Raw genomic sequence first — 18,028 nt, 5'->3', positions numbered from 1 at the left:
CCCGGCGGAGAATCCGCGACCGGCACGCATGCCGGCCGCGTCCGACATGAGACTTAACGATGCGTGAAGAAGTTCAGGGGGACGATGACGAGGTCGGGGAAGACCGTCAGCAGCAGGAGCAGGCCGATCTCGATCCACATGAACGGCATGACCGACTTGATGATGTCTTCCATCGATATCTTGCCCACCCCGGCGGCGACGTTGAGCACCGTTCCCACGGGCGGCGTCAGCAAGCCGATGCAGTTGTTGAAGACGAACATGAAGCCGAAATAGATCGGGTCGATGCCCGCCATCTTGACGATCGGCATCAGCACCGGCGTCAGGATCAGGATCGTCGGCATGACGTCCATCGCCGTCCCGACCATCAACACGATCAGGTTGATCGCCAGCATCAGCAGGATCTTGTTGCCCATCAGCGGGCGCAGCAGGTCGACGATCTGGTCGGGAATGTTGGCGACCGTGATCAGCCATGACGAGACCATCGCCGATGCCGCCAGCAGCATGATGACGCTGGTCGTCTTGGCCGAGGAGATCAGCACCTTCACCAGCGTCTTCGGCGTCAGTTCGCGATAGACGAACATGCCGACGAAGAGCGCGTACCAGGCGGCGATCGATGCCGCTTCGGTCGGGGTGAAGACGCCGCCGCGCAAGCCGAAGATGATGACGAACGGCAGGACGAAGGCCCAGGCGGCGCCGCGTGCGGCCACCAGCGTTTCGCTCAGCGTGCGGCGCGGCTCGACCTTGAAGTCGTCCTTGCGGACCATCCATGCCCAGGCGACGGCGAGGAAGACCGCCAGCAGGAAACCGGGAAAGATCCCCGACATGAACAGCTTCGGAATCGAAACCCCGGCGGTCACGCCGAAGACGATCATCGGCACGCTCAGCGGCATGATCGGCGCGATGATGCCGGCCGAGGCGATCAGCGCACCCGAGCGCGGCTTGTTATAGCCGGCCGAGGCCATCATCGGGATGAGGATGGCGCCGAGTGCCGCCGTATCTGCCACCGCCGAGCCGGACAGGCCCGAGAAGATGACGCTGGCGATGATCGCGACATAGCCGAAGCCGCCGCGGATGTGTCCGACCAGGGACATGGCGAAGTTGATGATGCGCTTCGAGATGCCGCCCGCATTCATCAGCTCGCCGGCGAGGATGAAGAACGGAATGGCCATCAGCGGGAAGTTGTCGGCGCCGTCCATCAGGTTCGACGCCAGAATCTGCGTGTCGAACTGGCCGAGGTAGAACATCAGCGCGATACCGCAGATGAGCAGGGAAATGGCGACCGGAATCCCCATCGCCATCGCGCCGCAGAGCGATACCAGAAAAACGGTGATTGTCATTGCTTTTCTCCTGCGGTTCTCTGGGCGATCTCCTCGATTTCGGCGACCTTCTCTTCCGAATCGGTGGTCATGACCAGATCATTTTCGTTGAGCTTTCCGGAGAGCAGCATGTAGAGGTTCATGGCGACGATGAATCCCATGCCGATGCTGACGACGACGCCGGACGAATAGACGTAGGCGTAGGGGATGCCGATGGCCGGGGTCGATTGGTCGACGTTGAGCAGCGTCAGGTACCAGCTGCCGTGCAGCGTCAGCGCCATGGTGCCGAGGATGACGAAGCAATTGATGACGTAGAGAATCTTGCGGCCCCGGGGCGACAACTTGACGACCAGCGTATCGACGCCGAGATGTTCGTTGTCCTTGAAGGCGAGAATCGAGCCGAGGAAGATCAGCCAGATGAAGAGGATGCGGGACATTTCCTCTGCCCATGTCCATCCGGAATGAAAGAAGTAGCGCAGGATGACGTTGCCGAACACAAAGATCGCCATCAGCGCCAGGAACAAAGCAATGAGATAACTCAGCGATCGAGTGATCGCATTCCCGATATTTCGCATGTTTTCACCTTAGAGAAACCGCATGCCCCGTCGGGAGCATGCGGCTCGGAGTCGCGTTACTTGGTGGCCTTGATCTTGGCAACCATGTCCTTGGCCCACGGGTACTTGGCGTAGTACTCCTCGTAGATCGGCTGGACGGCGGCTTCCATCTGCTGACGGAAATTCGCGTCAGGCGTGATGAACTTCATCTTCTTTTCCATCAGGAATTTCTTGTCGTCTTCATAGCCGTTCTCGGAGAGCTGCCACTCGTAATCGGCATAGGCCTTGGCGGCGTCCTCGACGATCTTCTTCTGCTCGGCGCTCAGCTTCGCCCAGAGCTTCTTGCTGACGATCAGCACGTTCGGGCTGAAGGCGTGACGCGTTTCCAGGATGTTGGTCTGGACTTCATAGAAGCCCGAGGAGCGGACGACCGCGATCGGGTTTTCCTGGCCGTCGACGACCTTCTGTTCCATCGCCGTGAACACTTCCGAGAGCGGCATCGGCGAGACGTTGCAGCCGAGTGCCTGGCCGAGCTTGACGAAGACCGGCGAGTTCGGCATGCGCATGCGCAGTCCCTTGAAGTCCTGCATGTTGGCGACCTGGCGGCTGGTCGAGAACATGCGGAAGCCGTTCACGCTCCAGGCGAGGACATGCACGCCGTGCGTCTGTTCGAGGCTTTCGGCCATTTCCTTGCCGATCGGTCCGAGCAGGACGGCCTTGGCGTGCTTGAAGTCACGCAGCAGGAAAGGCCACTCGGGGATGCCCATCTTCGGGACGTCGCCCTGCATGATCATGCCGGGCAGGCCGACGTCGATCGTGCCGTTGCGCACGCCGGTGTAGAACTGCTGTTCGCCGCCGAGCTTGTTGTTCTCGAAAATGTCGACCTTCAGCGCGCCCTGCGACTTCTGTTCGATCAGCGGCTTGAATTTTTCCTTGAGCGCGACGTTCTGGGGGTGTTCGGCGGCAAAGTAATTGGCCACCTTGATGGTGATGGTTTCTGCATTGACGGTGCTGATCGCCAGGCTACCCAGTGCCACAGCGATCAAATTGACGACGTGCTTTTTCACTTGAATTCTCCTCGAATAACGACATCGATCGTCCGGCTGGCAAAGCGCGTGACGATCCCTTGGCAACAAATGCTTCGGTGTTTCGGTTTGTCTGGCGTTTCCCCCTTTCCCTGATTGCGCTGTTGCGCTGCTGACTGATTGCGCCTGGGCGGGCAACCGGGCCGGCCTCATTGGGCCGGTCTGGTGTTGTTATTGTGATTGACCGCGCAAGCCACCATACCGCTATACCGGTATGGTGGTATAGTCGTTAATGAGTTGTCAACAGGATTTGGTTTTCTTTTATAGTTTGAACATCGCGAGTCCGGATCGACGCAAATGACCCCAACAACAATTAATTCAGCGGTTGCCGATCTTTCGGAACGCTTGCATCGGGAGGGCGGCACCACGAGCGCGATCATTCACGACGCGCTGCGGGCCGCCATCATTACCGGGGAGTTGGCACCGGGGCAGGCGATTTCCGAAGTCGAAATCAGCAAGCGTTTTGCCATCAGCCGGCAACCCGTTCGCGAAGCCTTCATCCTGCTCGGGCAGGAGAAGCTCATCGAGGTCCGACCCAATCGCGGCACCTTCATCCGCAAGATCTCGGTGCGCGAGGTTCTGGATGCCTGTTTCGTGCGCGAGGTGATCGAGTTGGCGATCGTCCGCGAGGTGACGAAGACCCGCTCGGCCGCCCTGATCAAGAAATTGAGAAAAAATATCGCCAGTCAGAAGAAGGTGAAGACCGGCGACAGCCGGACCTTCCTGGAACTCGACGAGGAATTGCACTACCTGCTCGCGCAAAATGCCAAGCGCGATTTCGCCTGGGAGGTGACGGAAAAGGTCAAGTCACAGCTTAACCGGGTGCGCTTCCTGACCTACGACCATGCCACGCCGATTGCGACGCTGGTGGCGGAGCACGAGGCGATCGTCGATGCGATCGAGGCGGGGGATGCCGATCTCGCCGAGAAAAACATGCTGCACCACATGAGCGAGATCTATCGCTCGCTCCCGATCATGGCAGAAAAGTATCCGGGCATCTTCATCGATTAAACTGAGCGCTGTTCCGTCTGTGCTCGCGTTTGCGCCTGGCGGTCGGAGCAGCCGGAACATTCACAGGAAAGAAAGCCATGGCCAAGCACATGACATACGAAGGCTTCCTCGACGAAGTCACCACGCTGATTACCGAGAAATATGACGTTGCCGACGAGGTCGCCATCGCGATGGTGATGCGGGCGCAGGAGGACGGGTTCTTCAGCGGGCATGACGACACGCCGCAGATCTGCACGCTCGACCGCGCCCACGAGGATGCCCGGACCGTTTTCAAGAAGTACAAGCCCGCATGAACATCGAACTTACTCCGCACGAAGCGCGCGTCATCGGCGCACTGATCGAGAAGGAAATCACGACGCCGGAACAATATCCGCTGTCGCTGAATGCCCTGACCAATGCCTGCAACCAGAAAAGCAACCGCGATCCGGTGCTTGAACTCGGCGAGACGAAGGTCCAGGAAGTCCTCGACCAGTTGGTCAAGAAACGGCTGATCAGCGAGGCGGGCGGTTACGGTAGCCGCGTACCCAAGTATCGGCATCGCTTCTGCAACTCGGAATACGGCCAGCTGAAATTCAATCCGCAGGAGCTTGGCATCGTCTGCGAACTGCTGCTGCGCGGGCCGCAGACGCCGGGAGAGCTGCGCACCCACGCCAGTCGACTCTGTCCATTCAGGGATGTCATGGAAGCCGAAGCCGTCCTGGAGCGGCTGGCCCGGCGAGAAGATGGTCCCTTCGTCGTCCGTCTGCCGCGCGAACCCGGCAAGCGCGAGTCGCGCTACGCCCATGTCTTTTATGGCGACATCGACGTCGATAGCGCCGCTGCGCCGGACGAGGCGGCGGCTGAGTCGATAGCGGCGAATCCGCTGGTGCAGCGGGTCGAGCAGCTCGAGGCGGACGTGGCCGAACTCAAGGCGCTGCTGGCGCGGCACGGGCTGAACTGAGCACGGCCTGAAGACCGGCGCCGCTTCGCGGTCGCGTCGCCGCTCCCGGAAAGACAAAAGCCCGGTGCAGTTACCTGCCCCGGGCTTTTGAATGGTCCGCTGATACTTGTTTGGCGCTTACTTGCCGCCGATCGCGCCGACGTCGTTCGTCGCGGTGTTGCCCTTGCCGACAGCGACCGCATTGACGTTCTTGGCGCTGGCGTTGATGTTGGTGTTGCCCTTGATGTTGGTGCCGCCCTTGATCGCGCCGACGGCGTTCTTGGCCGTGTTGCCTTGTCCGACGGCAACGGCGTTGACGTTCTGGGCGTTCGCGTTGATGTTGGTGTTACCTTGAATGTTCACGCCTCCGGAGGTGGCCTGAACGCTTCCCGGTGTCGCTTGTACGCCCGCCTGGGCAAAAGCAAACGAAGAAGCAAGTGCGGCAACGATAACGAAAATGGACTTGCGCATGGTATGGACCCCTATATAGACGTTAGAAACGTTTCCCTTTGAACGGTTTTCGTGGCGGGCCGCAGTCCTACAGCATCAATCGACGTTGGCGACGTCCGTCGAAAACTGTCGTGCTGAACTCGTTGGAGTTCTATCACGCTTAACGTTTACGGCATGGATCGGTTGACATGTTTTTTTGGGTGATTCGGAAAAAAACGGGCGGGCTGTGCAAAAAAATCCGGACAGAGATGCGCCGGAGAATCTGCATATGTCATGAAAAAGTTGTACTTGTATAACTAAAGCAATGGCTTGCATTGATGTCTTCGCCGTTAACAGGAAGAGATCGGTGTATCCATAAGTCATGCCGATCGGCAACGTTCTGGCGGTCATGCCGGCCGGAAAAACTTCCATCCGGCATGTCGACGCCAAAGCTGTTTATGACAGGCACTGTTCTTTTGCCAGTTTCTGCACATAAACGCAGACGGCGCCGAGAAGTCCCAGACCGATGCCGAGTTCGACCAGGCCGCCGCTCAGGCCGCGTGTCACCGCGTGCCAGCCGGTGAGCAGGACGCTGATGCCAAAAGCGCAGAAAAACAGATACACGGCCTGTTTTCGCAGTTTGAAAAGGGTGATGGCGCCGAGCAGGTTCAGGGCCGCGCTGAGAACGCCGGCCAGGTGGTCGAGCAGGCCGAGATTGTCGAAATAGGCCCGCTGTGCGTCGCTGAGCGGAATGGCGCCGAACTCAACGGCGAAAAAGGAAAAGAGGCTGAGGACCCCGCTTCCGAAGGACCAGATGATGATCAGCCAGATCCAGAAATTACGTTTGCGCGGTGCTGCAGAATTCATGATGAACTTATCCCGGTGTGTATCGGACGATTGCTGGAAATAACGGCGCATGCGCCATCGGGCACCGACGTCGCCTGGATTGTAAATGACCGGCCCGCGAAGCGCGTCCCAATTTACGGTGTTGCCAGGATGAAACGGGCGGCGGTGTCGACGAGTTCGTCCTCGTTCTGGTTGAAACCGTGGTGGGCGAAGGACATGCAGGCATCGCCAGAGCTCTGGCCGCCGTCGATCAGGACGAATTCGGCCCTGGCACCCGGCGGGCGATTCCTGACGATCGATTCCGAAGCGCTAGCGGGGGTGACCCGGCAACTGTCATGCTTGTGGTGGATCGCCAGTACCGGCAGTGTCACGCTCGTGTCCAGCGATGCCGACTGGACAGTGCCGGCGACGATGATGCCGGCAATCAGGGGCGTCCAGTCGCGACCCTGGCTGGCAAACCGGGTAACGCTGACCGTGCCCCGGCTGTGTCCGAAAAGCCAGATCGGCAGGCCGGTCTTGTCCTTGTAGAAGTTGACCACCGTCCGGATACGCTCCTGATGATCGGGGCGCGGCCGCCGGTCGAGCCGCTCGTTTCCAAGGTCATAAGGCGTGTCGACCAGCACGGCATCGATGCCGTGGCGCGCCCACAGGTTTCTGGAGCGCACGAAGGTATGCATGTTCGCCGTCGTCCCCTGGTCGGAGAGCTTCAGGACACCGCCGCCGCCGGGAAAGAGCAAGACGAGCGCTTTCGCCGACTCGGCCGGAATCAGCAGCGTCCGCGTCACCGGCTCGTCGCCGTAGGCGACATCGAAGACCTGCGCATGCGCCGGGAATGCCAGAAGCACAGACAGGATGATGAGGATTCGTCCCGGTTTCATGGTGAACTGCCTGAATTGTCTCAACTCGATCGGTCGGTTGGCGCGTGCTGTTGCGTTGAAATGCGCCGTGTTTGTTCCGAATGACGCGGAGGGCATACTAATACGGTATGACATCGGCCGAAGCATATCCGGGATAATGCTCCTTGGATTGGTTCGGAAGCAAGGCTAGAATGGTCCGGAACGACGCATGGCGAGCAGGCTGCCGTCCTGCCCGTAAAAACAAATCGAAAAAGCGCAGGGTCATTGCATGAGTCAATATCTCGAGAAACTCATTCGGGCTGTCCCGGGGGTTGTCTATCAGTTTCGCATGGCGCCGACCGGTGAATGGAATTTCCCGTATCTGAGCGACGGCGTCCGGGAACTCTACGAATTCGCGCCCGAAGCGGTCTATGCCGATGCTTCGATCATGCTCGCCTGCGTTGTCAAGGCGGATGGCCCGGCGTTGTGGCGGTCGCTGCAGTTGTCCTTGGATGCCTTGCTTCCCTGGGTGCATGAATTCCGGATCAGCACACCCAGCGGCGCGATGAAGTGGGTGCGTGGACAGGCGATGCCCGAGCGCCTCGATGACGGCGCGATTCTGTGGAGCGGCATTCTCGTCGATATTTCGGCGCTCAAGACCGCCGAGATGCGCCTGCTCCGCCTCCAGAAGCTTTACGCCGCCGTAATCGAAGCGAATCGCCTGATTTCCCGTACGCAGAGCCATACCGACCTTTTCAGCGGGATCTGCAGGATTGCCGTCGAGTTGGGTGGAATGAAAATGGCATGGATCGGGGTGCCGAACGAAGCGTCGCAGCAACTCGACGCAATCGCCATGTTTGGCGACGGGATCGAGATCCTCCGCAATCCGGAGTTCTATGCCCGATTCGACGTTGCCGAGGGGCGAGGCCAGGCGGCGACGGCCTTTTCCGAGAGCAGGGTCATCGTCAATCAGGACTTCTTGCGCAACCCCAATACGCGCCGGTGGAGCGACCTGGGCCAACGGCATGGCTTCGGATCGTCGGCGTCCTTTCCGATCCGGAACGATCGAAAGACGATTGCCGTGCTGACAGTCTATCGCGCCGACATTCGCGCTTTCGACACCGAAAGCGTCGATCTGCTCGACCGTTTGTCGTCCGACATCAGCCATGCGGTGACCGCCCTTTCCGCGGTGGCGGAGCGCAAGCATCTCGAAGAGGCCCTGCGTTTTCGTCAGTTCGGCCTTGATCAGGCGGATGAGGAAATCTTCTGGGTCAATCAGCACGGGCGCGTTTGCGAGGTGAACGAGACGGCTGGGCGCCTGCTCGGCTATTCCCATGACGAACTGCTGCGCCTGTGCATGGCCGATATCGATCCCGCGCTGGTCGCCGAGCAATGGCAGAAGCATTGGCGGGCCTTGAAGCGGGACAAGATCCTGCGCTTCGAATCGACCCAGCGAACTCGCGACGGACGGACGTGCCCGACCGAGGTCGTAGCCAATTATTTCGAGTACCAGGGGGTCGAGTACAGTTGCATGCTGGTGCGGAATATTACCGAGCTCAAGATCATGGAGCAGGCGCTGGCCGAAAGCCAGGGGCGCTTCAATCTGTTCATGGACACGCTGCCGGCAGCCGTCTTCATCAAGGAAAGCGACGGCAGCGTGCTGTATGCCAATCGCTACATGTCGGACGTCATCGGCGCGCGTCACTGGATGGGGAAGTCGACGCGCCAGTTGTTTCCATCGGAACTTGCGGAAAGGATGATCGCCGACGATCGGCATGCGCTCGACGTTGGCTACCATGTGGTGGAAGAGCAGGTGCCGACGACCGACGGGGTGACGAGAACCTACCAGACGCACAAGTTCCGGATCGAGCGGCCGGAGCAGGCGCCGATCCTTGGCGGCATTGCCATCGACATCTCCGAGCACAAGGCGATGGAAGAAAAAATCCGTACGCTGGCGTATTTCGATTCGCTCACCAATCTCCCCAACCGGCGCATGCTCCTCGATCGCCTGACGCAGGCCTTGTCACGGGCCAGGCGCCACCACACTCCGCTGGCGGTGATGTTCCTCGATCTCGATTATTTCAAGAACATCAACGATCTGCTCGGACACGACGTCGGCGACGCCTTGCTCAAGGTAGTGTCCGCCCGTCTGACGCGTTGCGTGCGTACCGGCGATACCGTGTCGCGTCACGGCGGTGATGAATTCATCATATTGCTCGCCGAAATCGCGGCGCCGGAGGATGCGGCGCTGGTTGCCGAGAAGATCATCAATGCAATCAATGCACCCATACAGATTGAGTGCCACACGCTGAATATCACCACCAGCATCGGTATTGCCGTGTGCCGCGTCGATAGCGCCGACGAGGTGCAGGATCTCCTGAAAAAGGCTGATGCCGCCATGTATGCGGCCAAGGACGAAGGACGCAACGGCTACCAGTTTTTCCGCGAGTGAACGCGGCATGTTCGCCGCGAGAAAATTCTCCGGGACGACGCGACGGCGAGCTGCCATGGCGCGTCCGTGCGTCCGTGCACTTCGGGCCGTGGTGCTAGAATGATCCTCCCCCGAGCCTTCCTTCTCATTACAGAAGCATGCTTATCAGCCTGGTCAACAACATCGCGTTTCTGATCGCCCTTGTGGCTGCCGGTCAGATCGTTCTCGCTCGCTTCCCCAACCGGACGCGCTACCGCCAGGTCATGCTCGGATTATTGTTCGGTGGGGTGACCTTGCTGGGCATGCTCAATCCGATGCATTTCGCGCCGGGGCTCATCTTCGATGGCCGCTCGATCGTGCTCGCCGTCGCCGGGGTCGTCGGCGGGGGCGTCGTGGCGGCCATTGCTGCGAGCATTGCCGCCATCTATCGCTATCAGCTGGGGGGCATCGGTGCGCCCGTCGGCATCGTCATCATCCTGGTTTCCGCCCTGCTCGGCGTGCTGGCAAGACAATGGTGGCGGCGCGGGACAAGGCCGCCGTCTCCTTTCCAGTTCCTCGTCCTGGGGGTGGTGGAACAACTGTTCCAACTGGCGGCGTTCACGCAATTTCCCAACCGGGCCGGTTATCCCTTCATCGAGCAGGCGTGGTGGGTGCTCCTGCTGTTCTATCCGTTGGCCACCATGTTGTTGTGCCTGTTCTTCCAGGATCAGGCGCAGCGTCTGCAAAACCAGCGGGCCGTGCAGGCGGCGCAAGCGCTCGCCTTGCGCGAACGGTCGATGCTGCGGACGCTGATCGATGCGCTTCCCGACCTCATCTGGCTCAAAGATGCTCAAGGCATCTATCTTGCCTGCAACCGGCGCTTCGAGCAGTTCTTCGGCGCGCCCGAGTGGGAGATCGTCGGCAAGACCGATTTCGATTTCGTCGATGAAACCTTGGCCGAATTCTTCCGGGCCCACGACCGTGCCGCCATGGAAAAGAACGGTCCTTCGGTCAATGAAGAGGAAATCAGCTTTGCCTCCGACGGCCATCGCGAGTTGCTGCAGACGACCAAGATGCCGATGCGCGACCAGGATGATCGGTTGATCGGGGTGCTCGGTATCGGCTATGACATCACGCAGCAACGGGCAGCCAAGCGCGCGCTGGAAAACAGCGAGCAGCAATTGCGTTTCGTTCTTGAGGGCGCGGATCTCGGCTTCTGGGACTGGGATATCGCCGCCGGCAGCGTCTATCGTAACGAGCGCTGGGCGACCATGCTGGGCTACAGCCACGAGGAAATCCGCCACACGGCGCAGCAGTGGACCGACTTCATCTACCCGGACGACCGTGCTCGCGCCTGGGATTCGATCAATGCCGTCCTCGAAGGGCGGGCGAGCATGCATCGGCTCGAATACCGCATGCTGTGCAAGGACGGCAGCATCCTCTGGATTCTCGATCAGGCCAGGGTCATGCAGCGGAATGCGGACGGAAAGCCGATGCGCATGTGCGGTACGCATACCGACATTACCGAGATCAAATCGACGCAGGAAGAATTGCGGCAGCATCGTCGCAATCTCGAGGAACTCGTCGATCAGCGCACCCATGAACTGACCTTGGCGAAGAATGCGGCCGAAGCGGCGAACGTCGCCAAGAGCGCGTTCCTGGCGAACATGTCGCATGAAATCCGGACGCCGCTCAACGCCATCACCGGGATGGCGCATCTGCTGCGCCGTTCCGGGCTGACACCGCAGCAAACCGACCGGCTCGACAAGATCGAAGCGGCCGGACGGCACCTGCTTGAGATCATCAATGCCGTGCTCGACCTGTCCAAGATCGAAGCCGGAAAATTCGTCCTCGAGTTGGCGCCGGTCAGTGTCCTTGGCATTCTCGAAAATGTCGCGACGATGCTCGCCCAGAATGCCAGGAGCAAAGGCATCGAACTGTCGATCGAGGCCCTCGTGCCCGGCGACCGCTTGCTGGGCGATGCCACCCGGCTTCAGCAAGCGCTGCTCAACTACACCGCCAATGCCCTCAAGTTCACCGAGCAGGGGCGCGTGACCCTGCGTGTCAAGGAAGAGGCGCGAACGGAAGAGACGGTGACACTCCGGTTCGAGGTGGCGGATAGCGGCATCGGCATCGCTCCGGAGATTCTGCCCAAACTGTTCGGCGCGTTCGAACAGGCGGACAACTCGACCACGCGCAGATATGGTGGCACCGGGCTCGGATTGGCGATTACCCGAAAAATCGCCGAACTCATGGGCGGCAGCGTCGGTGTGACGAGTGCCCTGGGGCAGGGCAGCACCTTCTGGTTCACCGCCGTGTTGCTCAAGGAAGCTCATGCCGCCGGCGCAGTGGAGGCGGGCGAAGCCTGATTCCGGTCACCGTCCGGGCGGCGATGTCGCGGCATTTTTCCAGGCAGGCGGGGTGGCTCGAATTATTTGATGCAGATCATGGGGGTTGGGTCAATTGTTGAGTAAAATACTCAACAATTGATTTCCCAGTCAAAGAGGACTCCCATGTTCGGAAGCAAAACCAAACGCGCGCTGGCGGCGGCCCTGGTCGAGAATGCCGCTTTGCAGGCACAGTCGGCGGCGCGGCAGGCCCAACTGGCGGACGCCGAAGCGCGTCTCGCCCGCTCGGAAGAAGAACTGCAGACGCTGCGGGAACGTCAGGCCTTGCTCGATGGCGTGCTTGGCAACATTCCGCGTTTCGGCGAATCCTTGTCCGGCATCCGCCTTTCGTTTGCCGGACTTTCCAGCCAGTTGAGCGAGGACGCGAGCAAGGCGCTGACTGCGGCAAGCGAATCCGATGCCAACCGTTCGGCCTTCGAGAAAATCGCCGCCAACCTGCACGCCATGCACGAGCGCATCAGCGCCGCCGGCGACAGCGTCGAGGATCTGTCGCGGCGGGCCGGCGAGATCGGCGGCATCGTTCAGTTGATCAAGGAGATCGCCGAACAGACCAACCTGCTGGCGCTCAATGCTGCCATCGAGGCGGCGCGGGCGGGCGAGGCGGGGCGCGGTTTTGCCGTGGTGGCCGACGAAGTGCGCAAGCTCGCCGAGCGAACGGCAAAGGCAACGACGGAAATCGGTGGCCTGGTGGCGGGAATTCAGCAGGAAACCGGGCAGGCCAAGGCCATCATGGATCTTGGTGCGGGCAGCGCCGCGAGCCAGGGCGCCGAGAGCGAGACCGCCATGCGCAGCATGCAACGCCTGCTCGGCCTCTCGCAACTCATGCAGGAGAGCATTGCGTCGTCATCGCGACTGGCCAATGCCGAACTCGCCAATATCGAGGAGTTGACGCTGAAACTCGAGGTGTACAAGGTACTGCTCGGTCTTTCCGACCTGCGGCCGGGCGATTTGCCGGACGAAACGGAATGCAAGCTCGGCCGGTGGTATTACGAAGGCGAAGGTCGGGCGGAGTACTCCAGTCTGTCTGGGTACCGCGAAATGGAAACGCCGCACAAGGCGGTGCACGACGCCGCCCGGCAGGCCGTCGAGAGTTACCGCAACGGCGACTTCACCGGCACCCTGGCAGCCTTGACCCGGATGGAAGAAGCCAATCTGACCGTCATGGCTGGCATGGAGCGTATCCTCGCCCAAAGTCCGAGGCGGATGCTTGCCGTTTGAGTCGCCGCCGCGCGGCGACTCTTCCGCCATTAGCGCAGGGGGAGCGCCCCGACGTGCGGTCGCGCGTAGAGGTAGCCCTGATGCAGCAAGATGCCCATGTCTACCAGGGCATCGCGTTCCTGTGCGGTTTCGATGCCTTCAGCGACGACGCGGATATTCAGGCGTCGGGAGACGAGCACGATGGCTTCGACGATCGCCCGCTTCACTTCGTGCCGGTGCACCTCCCGGGTTAGTTCCATGTCGATCTTGAGGATGTGTGGCTGGAACCTGGCGAGCAGGTTCAGGCCGGCATAACCGGCGCCGAAATCGTCGATCGCGGTCAGGAACCCGCGCGCGCTGTAGTCCCGGAATATGCCAAGCAGGTGTGAGGCGTCGCTGACATGTTCGCCTTCGGCGACCTCGAACATGAGCCGTTCTGATGGAAATCCGAAAGTGGAGCAGGCCTCCAGGGTGGAGCGGATGCAGGTGTCGGGCCGATAGACGGCGTTAGGCAGGAAATTGATGCTCAAATGACAGTCGGGCAATTCGTGGAGACCGAGGCCGGCGGCCAATTCGATGGCTTTGACACGGCAAGCCTGGTCGAACCGATACCGGTTGCTGTCGTTGACCTTGGCCAGAATCGTCGCCGCACCCTCGCCATTCAAGCCCCGAACCAGCGCCTCATAGGCAAATGGGGTATTGGTTTCAAGATTCATGATGGGCTGAAAGGCCATCGTGAAATCGAAATCGAGCGCTTGAAGGTTTCGGCACCGGTCGCAACCGGTCGGTGACAAAGGAGAGCTGAACTGGGTTGTCATACCGTGTTCATCCATGGGTGATGTAATCCGTTATGCACATAGGGTTTGGCGGATGCTGCGCCCGGGGCGCCTGTCGATTTTGTGAAATTACATCAATTCGCGCTAGTCGGCCAGACGTTGTCGCTCGCGCCGCTCTGTTATGTCCTGCCGAGATAGGCCTGCTTGATTGTCGTAGGCGCTGGCAGAACAGCGACTGGATGTTCTTGCGCAACTGCTTCGACGTATGCCCGCATTCGTCGCGAAGCGGTGCCGATATCAGGACTGCATCGCATGCTCGTTTCGCAAACGATGTGATCGCCTGCTGGGACGATGACGATCGGATCGAGTGTTGCGGCGATGGCGAGCCAAAGGGCTGCGTCGATACGACGATACGGATGGGGCTGGCATCGTTAACGTCCCGTGGGGACGCGGTATGCTGCGGAAATATCCAGGGAGAAAATGGATGACGTTTCTGTCGCCATGCAGTAAAAAAAAATTGACGACGCGCGGCTTCAGGGGGTGGCGGGAGGGAAAGCCGTTGAGTGCGTCGTCAATGGCGCCATATTGGATTGATAATTAAATTTCGTTTGCCAAATATGTCACACTATTGACGACTAAATTTCATGGAGGTTATTTGGTAACACACTAAAAAATATAATGTTTTTGTGAGTTTTTAGATTCTGTTTTGATCTCAAGTTATTGATACAACTCGTCTGACTGTCAAATCTGACAGGTTGCGCCCGCCGCTCTGGTGGGCCGAATCCCTCTCTTTACTGTGCGGCTCGAAATCGGAGTGATTCGAGCATAGCCCTTTCAGGAAAGAATTGGCGTTGCAGCACAGTCGGCAAGCCTCGAAGCGTCTCTGGAGGGGGAGCGAACATTGCACGACATTGGGATGGCACTGCCGGAACTCTCGCCTTGATCGTGGGGTGGCCATTTTGCCGCTGGGTCGTGCGCCTGTAACGCCTGTTGGCGGAAACAACTGCCGTTGTGTGACATCGGCGATATTGAAGTCTCTGTTCGCTGAGCGGTGGTTGAAGTAAAGAATTCGCGCGATCGGTATCGATCAGGGGCTTGGCCCTCCGTGCCGGGCTCGAAATTGCGCCTGTGATCGGTGAGTGCAGGTAGGCCGGCGACGACACGCTGGAAGGCGAACCGGGAAACGACCTGCTAGACGGCGGCGCAGGTAAGTGCGTCGTCAAAAAACAGTGTCATGGCTGTATGCTTAATCTAACAACGTTTGCCTAATAAGTCACGAAAAATTTTCTTTATGTGCGTTTTTGTTTTGTAAATCATTATAAATACGTCTATTAGTCGTATTTCACTCTGCCATAGATTTCCTCCAAGTCATTGAATAAAAATAGTCATACTGTCAAATCTAACAGTTCCGGAGCGCCGCATTATTCCGCACAATTGGACATTACCGTGCGCGGTGTGAATTTCACTGGCGTCGGGCAATCGGCGAACGACAAAACCCATTGGGAGACAGCATGAACTCCATAGGACGTTGGAAGAGACTGGCCGGAAATATCGACTTGGTGGTGATGATGGCCATAGGGCTTTGTGCCTGCGGTGATCACTGGAAAGAAGAAGTGCTGGACGTGACGAGCGAACTCCGCGAGATGCCGAACATCGTCGGCATGGGCAATGTCGGGAGCCTGTGGCAAGTCATGGCGCAGGAAGCGCGAGACGGAAATCATGCGCTGAAAGACCTGATCGAACAATTTGGCGCGGAAGCCGACCCGATCGCCCGGCAAGCACTGACGGTGCAAATCATCTACGCCTGGACGAGGGTGACGGACAAAGACCCGGCGAGCCGGGCGAACTGGATGTAAGGCAACGTCATCGGCGATGCCCGAAAACTCTACGCGATGGAAGCGCTGCTGGGAGAAAGCTACGAAGGCGTGTGGTGCTGGGGCACCAAAGATCCGAACCCGCACGGGCCGGCGGCAGCGGTGCTGCTCGCTGCCTTCGACAAATTCGCCAACGGCATTACGGCGCAACTCATGCAACAGACGTGGCTGAACGAGTTCTACGATGTGATCCGCTACGATTGGGACGAGACGACGCATAGCGTCAAGGGCGACCTTGGCGGGGTGCTGCCGCTGCTGGCGGCGAAACTGGAAGAGAACCGGGCAGCAGGCAAGGCGCAGCTTGGCGAGTTTCTCAAGAACCTGAGCCAGACCAACAAGCTGAACGAACTCGACACGCAGGCGTTCGAAGACGTGTTGGGGGACATGGGCGATGACATCGTCACGGTTGCCGATATGGCCCGGAGCGGGTTGGTCGCGACGCGGGGCAATGACAACTTCATCGGCGGAGAATGCAACGACGTGATCGCCGGCTGGGACGGTAACGACGAGATCGAGGGCAATGGCGGGAACGACGGGCTGCAAGGCGAAGCGGGCAACGACCGGCTCTACGGCCAAGGGGGCGATGACACGCTCGAAGGCGGGGCAGGGAACGATTTGCTGGACGGTGGCGCAGGCAACGACACCTATCTCTTCGGTCGTAGCGACGGGACGGATGCTATCAGCATCTGTGCATGGATTGCGTCTGTCGCGGGGAGTCGTAGTGCTGAAAAAAATTGACGACGCGTGGCTTTAAGGGGGGTGTGGAGTGCCGGTGAGTGCGTCGTCAATTAACAATGTTATGGTTGCATGCTTAATCTAGCAATATCTGCCAAATAAGTCACGAAAAATATTTCATAAGCGCAGTTGTTGTGCTGTAAAACACTAAAAACACGTGTTTTTTTCGCATTTCTCTTCCTGCTATAGATTGTTCCCAAGCCATTGAAAAAAATAGTCGTACTGTCAAATCTGACAGTTACGGCGTGCCGAATTATTCCGCACAATTGAGCGTTTCGGTGCGCGGTGTGAATTTCACTGCGCCGAGCAATCGGCGAACAACAAAACTCATCGGGAGACGGCATGAACTCCATAGGACGTTGGAAGAAACTGGCCGGGAATATCGGCTTGATGGTGGTCGTGGCGATAGGGCTTTGTGCCTGTTCGGATCGAAACGACTACTGGGAAGAAGAGGTTCTGCTCCACGACGGAACGCGCCTCACAGTATTGCGTTCTCAGTCTTACGGCGGCCGGCATGAACTTGGGCAATCGGCGCCGATCAAGGCACAGGAACTGAGCTTCAGCATGCCAGGGTTGGGGAAAAGACTCAGCTTCAAGAGCGAATATAGCGAGGATATTGGTCGGGCGAATTTCAAACTACTCGCCTTGCATATCATCGACAGGACGCCCTATGTCATCACCGAACCGAACCTGTGTTTGTCCTACAACAAATGGGGTCGGCCAAATCCGCCTTATGTCATCTTCAAGCACGACGGCAAAGACTGGCATCGCATCCCCTTGAACGACCTGCCGCCAGAGTTCAAAGAAATCAATTTGGTGATCAGTACCAAATCCGAAATGAAAACGATTGCATCGCAGCCGTCTGTTTCGGCCGAACTCATAAAAAAACTCAACAGCAACATTCCACAACCTGAATTCAAAACGATTTTGCGGGAGCCGCTTCCGGAGAAGCGGATTAAGGATCTGTGCGAAGAACGGATTTTCTATAAAGGCTCATGGGTTGGACCAGGGGATTCCATTGGAAAACGGATGATGGACGCTAAAGCAAACTAACTTTACGGAGAAAAGTCATGGCATCTCAATTTGAACTTGATTGCGCACTAATGGCAGGAACTTCTTATTACGATACTCGTGATGGGAACAACCGTTTGCCGGCTCCGCTTGGCTGGATGAAGATCGAAAATCCGGATTCTCACGTGAGTAATCGGAACTCGGGTTTTGAAGCGGTTGCATTTCAGCAAGACACCGAAATCGTCATCTCCTTTGCTGGCACCTACGACAAATCGCTGGCAGACAAAGCAGCCGACGCGGCACTGGCGTCGGGCTTGGGCACGATGCAGTTGTACGAAGCCGCGCAGTATTACCTCGTAGTGAAAGAAGCCAATCCCGGCGCGACTATCAGTTTCACCGGTCACAGTCTCGGTGGTGGGCTTGCGGCGTTGATGGGCGTCATGTTCGACCGAGCGGCAGTGACCTTCGACCAGGCACCATTTGCCAATGCTGCCAGCACGAGTGTGCGCGATGGTGTCATCGCCTATCTCAATGACAAAGGCTACTGCGCGGAACGCCTGAACGAACTGGCGCCCGAACTGCTCGTATATGCTGGCGGCAACGATCGTGTTGGCAAGGTAA

16 protein-coding genes and 3 pseudogenes are annotated in these 18,028 nt (G+C 58.8%); 12 read left to right on the top strand and 7 right to left on the bottom strand.

All coding sequences use genetic code 11. The features are described from left to right. Positions 1 to 53: 53 nt before the first annotated feature. From BLR25_RS13330 to BLR25_RS13320, 3 genes are read right to left on the bottom strand one after another with little or no spacing between them, the layout of a single operon-like run. Complete coding sequence (locus BLR25_RS13330) at positions 54 to 1,337, bottom strand: TRAP transporter large permease (RefSeq protein ID WP_091938384.1); 1,284 nt, start codon at positions 1,335 to 1,337, stop codon at positions 54 to 56. After that, positions 1,334 to 1,891, bottom strand: a complete 558-nt coding sequence (locus BLR25_RS13325; protein ID WP_091938383.1) for a TRAP transporter small permease — start codon at positions 1,889 to 1,891, stop codon at positions 1,334 to 1,336. Before BLR25_RS13325 ends, BLR25_RS13330 begins: the two co-directional genes overlap by 4 nt. Positions 1,892 to 1,947: 56 nt before the next feature. Next, entirely contained in the window at positions 1,948 to 2,937 is a 990-nt protein-coding gene (locus BLR25_RS13320) for a TRAP transporter substrate-binding protein (RefSeq protein WP_218122741.1), read from the bottom strand. 315 nt (positions 2,938 to 3,252) lie between these two features. Between BLR25_RS13320 and BLR25_RS13315 the strand changes: the two genes are divergently transcribed. The 3 genes from BLR25_RS13315 to BLR25_RS13305 all read left to right on the top strand — a co-directional run bounded on the left by BLR25_RS13315 (position 3,253) and on the right by BLR25_RS13305 (position 4,906). Then, a complete protein-coding gene (locus BLR25_RS13315) occupies positions 3,253 to 3,966 on the top strand; it encodes a GntR family transcriptional regulator (RefSeq protein ID WP_091938381.1) in 714 nt (237 codons plus the stop codon). Positions 3,967 to 4,055: 89 nt separating this feature from the next. Then, entirely contained in the window at positions 4,056 to 4,259 is a 204-nt protein-coding gene (locus BLR25_RS13310; RefSeq protein ID WP_091938444.1) for a hypothetical protein, read from the top strand. Then, positions 4,256 to 4,906 (top strand): YceH family protein, encoded by a 651-nt coding sequence (locus tag BLR25_RS13305; protein ID WP_091938380.1) that lies wholly within the window; start codon positions 4,256 to 4,258, stop codon positions 4,904 to 4,906. The genes BLR25_RS13310 and BLR25_RS13305 overlap by 4 nt, the downstream gene beginning before the upstream one ends. A gap of 117 nt (positions 4,907 to 5,023) precedes the next feature. On the opposite strand, the gene BLR25_RS13300 is transcribed toward BLR25_RS13305, so the two are convergent. The 3 genes from BLR25_RS13300 to BLR25_RS13290 all read right to left on the bottom strand — a co-directional run bounded on the left by BLR25_RS13300 (position 5,024) and on the right by BLR25_RS13290 (position 7,038). Beyond that, positions 5,024 to 5,356, bottom strand: coding sequence for a hypothetical protein (locus BLR25_RS13300; RefSeq protein ID WP_091938379.1), 333 nt, complete (start codon positions 5,354 to 5,356; stop codon positions 5,024 to 5,026). 414 nt (positions 5,357 to 5,770) lie between these two features. Beyond that, complete coding sequence (locus BLR25_RS13295; RefSeq protein WP_143009853.1) at positions 5,771 to 6,181, bottom strand: hypothetical protein; 411 nt, start codon at positions 6,179 to 6,181, stop codon at positions 5,771 to 5,773. Between the two features lie 113 nt (positions 6,182 to 6,294). After that, entirely contained in the window at positions 6,295 to 7,038 is a 744-nt protein-coding gene (locus tag BLR25_RS13290; protein WP_091938377.1) for an alpha/beta hydrolase, read from the bottom strand. Between the two features lie 247 nt (positions 7,039 to 7,285). Between BLR25_RS13290 and BLR25_RS13285 the strand changes: the two genes are divergently transcribed. The 4 genes and pseudogenes from BLR25_RS13285 (at position 7,286) to BLR25_RS21975 (ending at position 13,032) form a co-directional block, all read left to right on the top strand. Next, the gene (locus tag BLR25_RS13285) at positions 7,286 to 9,448 is read left to right on the top strand and encodes a diguanylate cyclase domain-containing protein (protein ID WP_091938376.1); all 2,163 of its coding nucleotides are present in this window, start codon (positions 7,286 to 7,288) and stop codon (positions 9,446 to 9,448) included. A gap of 137 nt (positions 9,449 to 9,585) precedes the next feature. Then, positions 9,586 to 11,775 (top strand): PAS domain S-box protein, encoded by a 2,190-nt coding sequence (locus tag BLR25_RS13280; RefSeq protein WP_091938375.1) that lies wholly within the window; start codon positions 9,586 to 9,588, stop codon positions 11,773 to 11,775. Positions 11,776 to 11,919: 144 nt separating this feature from the next. After that, a pseudogene (locus tag BLR25_RS21980) lies at positions 11,920 to 12,591 on the top strand (methyl-accepting chemotaxis protein); the annotation flags it as partial. 6 nt (positions 12,592 to 12,597) lie between these two features. Then, positions 12,598 to 13,032, top strand: coding sequence for a CZB domain-containing protein (locus tag BLR25_RS21975; protein WP_425438694.1), 435 nt, complete (start codon positions 12,598 to 12,600; stop codon positions 13,030 to 13,032). 29 nt (positions 13,033 to 13,061) lie between these two features. Here the strand turns inward: BLR25_RS21975 and BLR25_RS13270 are convergent, their stop codons facing one another. Then, positions 13,062 to 13,844 (bottom strand): EAL domain-containing protein, encoded by a 783-nt coding sequence (locus tag BLR25_RS13270; protein WP_245715556.1) that lies wholly within the window; start codon positions 13,842 to 13,844, stop codon positions 13,062 to 13,064. Positions 13,845 to 14,939: 1,095 nt separating this feature from the next. Between BLR25_RS13270 and BLR25_RS21970 the strand changes: the two are divergent. The 5 genes and pseudogenes from BLR25_RS21970 to BLR25_RS21670 all read left to right on the top strand — a co-directional run. Then, positions 14,940 to 15,056 (top strand): annotated as a pseudogene (locus BLR25_RS21970) (hypothetical protein); the annotation flags it as partial. A 242-nt stretch (positions 15,057 to 15,298) separates the two neighbouring features. After that, positions 15,299 to 15,643 carry a hypothetical protein gene (locus BLR25_RS13265; RefSeq protein WP_143009852.1) on the top strand — a complete coding sequence of 115 codons (345 nt, stop codon included), beginning with the start codon at positions 15,299 to 15,301 and terminating at the stop codon, positions 15,641 to 15,643. Between the two features lie 36 nt (positions 15,644 to 15,679). Next, a complete protein-coding gene (locus BLR25_RS13260) occupies positions 15,680 to 16,399 on the top strand; it encodes a calcium-binding protein (RefSeq protein WP_091938372.1) in 720 nt (239 codons plus the stop codon). Between the two features lie 339 nt (positions 16,400 to 16,738). Continuing rightward, positions 16,739 to 17,449, top strand: a complete 711-nt coding sequence (locus BLR25_RS13255) for a hypothetical protein (protein ID WP_091938371.1) — start codon at positions 16,739 to 16,741, stop codon at positions 17,447 to 17,449. A gap of 17 nt (positions 17,450 to 17,466) precedes the next feature. Beyond that, positions 17,467 to 17,877: pseudogene (locus tag BLR25_RS21670) on the top strand (Tle-like phospholipase domain-containing protein); the annotation flags it as partial. Positions 17,878 to 18,028: the final 151 nt, after the last annotated feature.

It is taken from the genome of Propionivibrio dicarboxylicus, from assembly GCF_900099695.1.
GTDB lineage: Bacteria > Pseudomonadota > Gammaproteobacteria > Burkholderiales > Rhodocyclaceae > Propionivibrio > Propionivibrio dicarboxylicus.
This window is presented reverse-complemented; position numbering and strand designations above follow the sequence as displayed.

Excerpts from the sequence above, each read along its gene's own strand:
- BLR25_RS13325 (WP_091938383.1), bottom strand. The coding sequence starts at position 1,891 with ATGCGAAATATCGGGAATGCGATCACTCGATCGCTGAGTTATCTCATT.
- BLR25_RS13310 (WP_091938444.1), top strand. The coding sequence starts at position 4,056 with ATGACATACGAAGGCTTCCTCGACGAAGTCACCACGCTGATTACCGAG.
- BLR25_RS13290 (WP_091938377.1), bottom strand. The coding sequence starts at position 7,038 with ATGAAACCGGGACGAATCCTCATCATCCTGTCTGTGCTTCTGGCATTC.
- BLR25_RS13270 (WP_245715556.1), bottom strand. The coding sequence starts at position 13,844 with ATGGATGAACACGGTATGACAACCCAGTTCAGCTCTCCTTTGTCACCG.
- BLR25_RS13265 (WP_143009852.1), top strand. The coding sequence starts at position 15,299 with ATGAACTCCATAGGACGTTGGAAGAGACTGGCCGGAAATATCGACTTG.
- BLR25_RS13315 (WP_091938381.1), top strand. The coding sequence starts at position 3,253 with ATGACCCCAACAACAATTAATTCAGCGGTTGCCGATCTTTCGGAACGC.
- BLR25_RS13295 (WP_143009853.1), bottom strand. The coding sequence starts at position 6,181 with ATGAATTCTGCAGCACCGCGCAAACGTAATTTCTGGATCTGGCTGATC.
- BLR25_RS13305 (WP_091938380.1), top strand. The coding sequence starts at position 4,256 with ATGAACATCGAACTTACTCCGCACGAAGCGCGCGTCATCGGCGCACTG.
- BLR25_RS13260 (WP_091938372.1), top strand. The coding sequence starts at position 15,680 with ATGGAAGCGCTGCTGGGAGAAAGCTACGAAGGCGTGTGGTGCTGGGGC.
- BLR25_RS13285 (WP_091938376.1), top strand. The coding sequence starts at position 7,286 with ATGAGTCAATATCTCGAGAAACTCATTCGGGCTGTCCCGGGGGTTGTC.
- BLR25_RS13330 (WP_091938384.1), bottom strand. The coding sequence starts at position 1,337 with ATGACAATCACCGTTTTTCTGGTATCGCTCTGCGGCGCGATGGCGATG.
- BLR25_RS13255 (WP_091938371.1), top strand. The coding sequence starts at position 16,739 with ATGAACTCCATAGGACGTTGGAAGAAACTGGCCGGGAATATCGGCTTG.
- BLR25_RS13300 (WP_091938379.1), bottom strand. The coding sequence starts at position 5,356 with ATGCGCAAGTCCATTTTCGTTATCGTTGCCGCACTTGCTTCTTCGTTT.
- BLR25_RS13280 (WP_091938375.1), top strand. The coding sequence starts at position 9,586 with ATGCTTATCAGCCTGGTCAACAACATCGCGTTTCTGATCGCCCTTGTG.
- BLR25_RS21975 (WP_425438694.1), top strand. The coding sequence starts at position 12,598 with ATGCGCAGCATGCAACGCCTGCTCGGCCTCTCGCAACTCATGCAGGAG.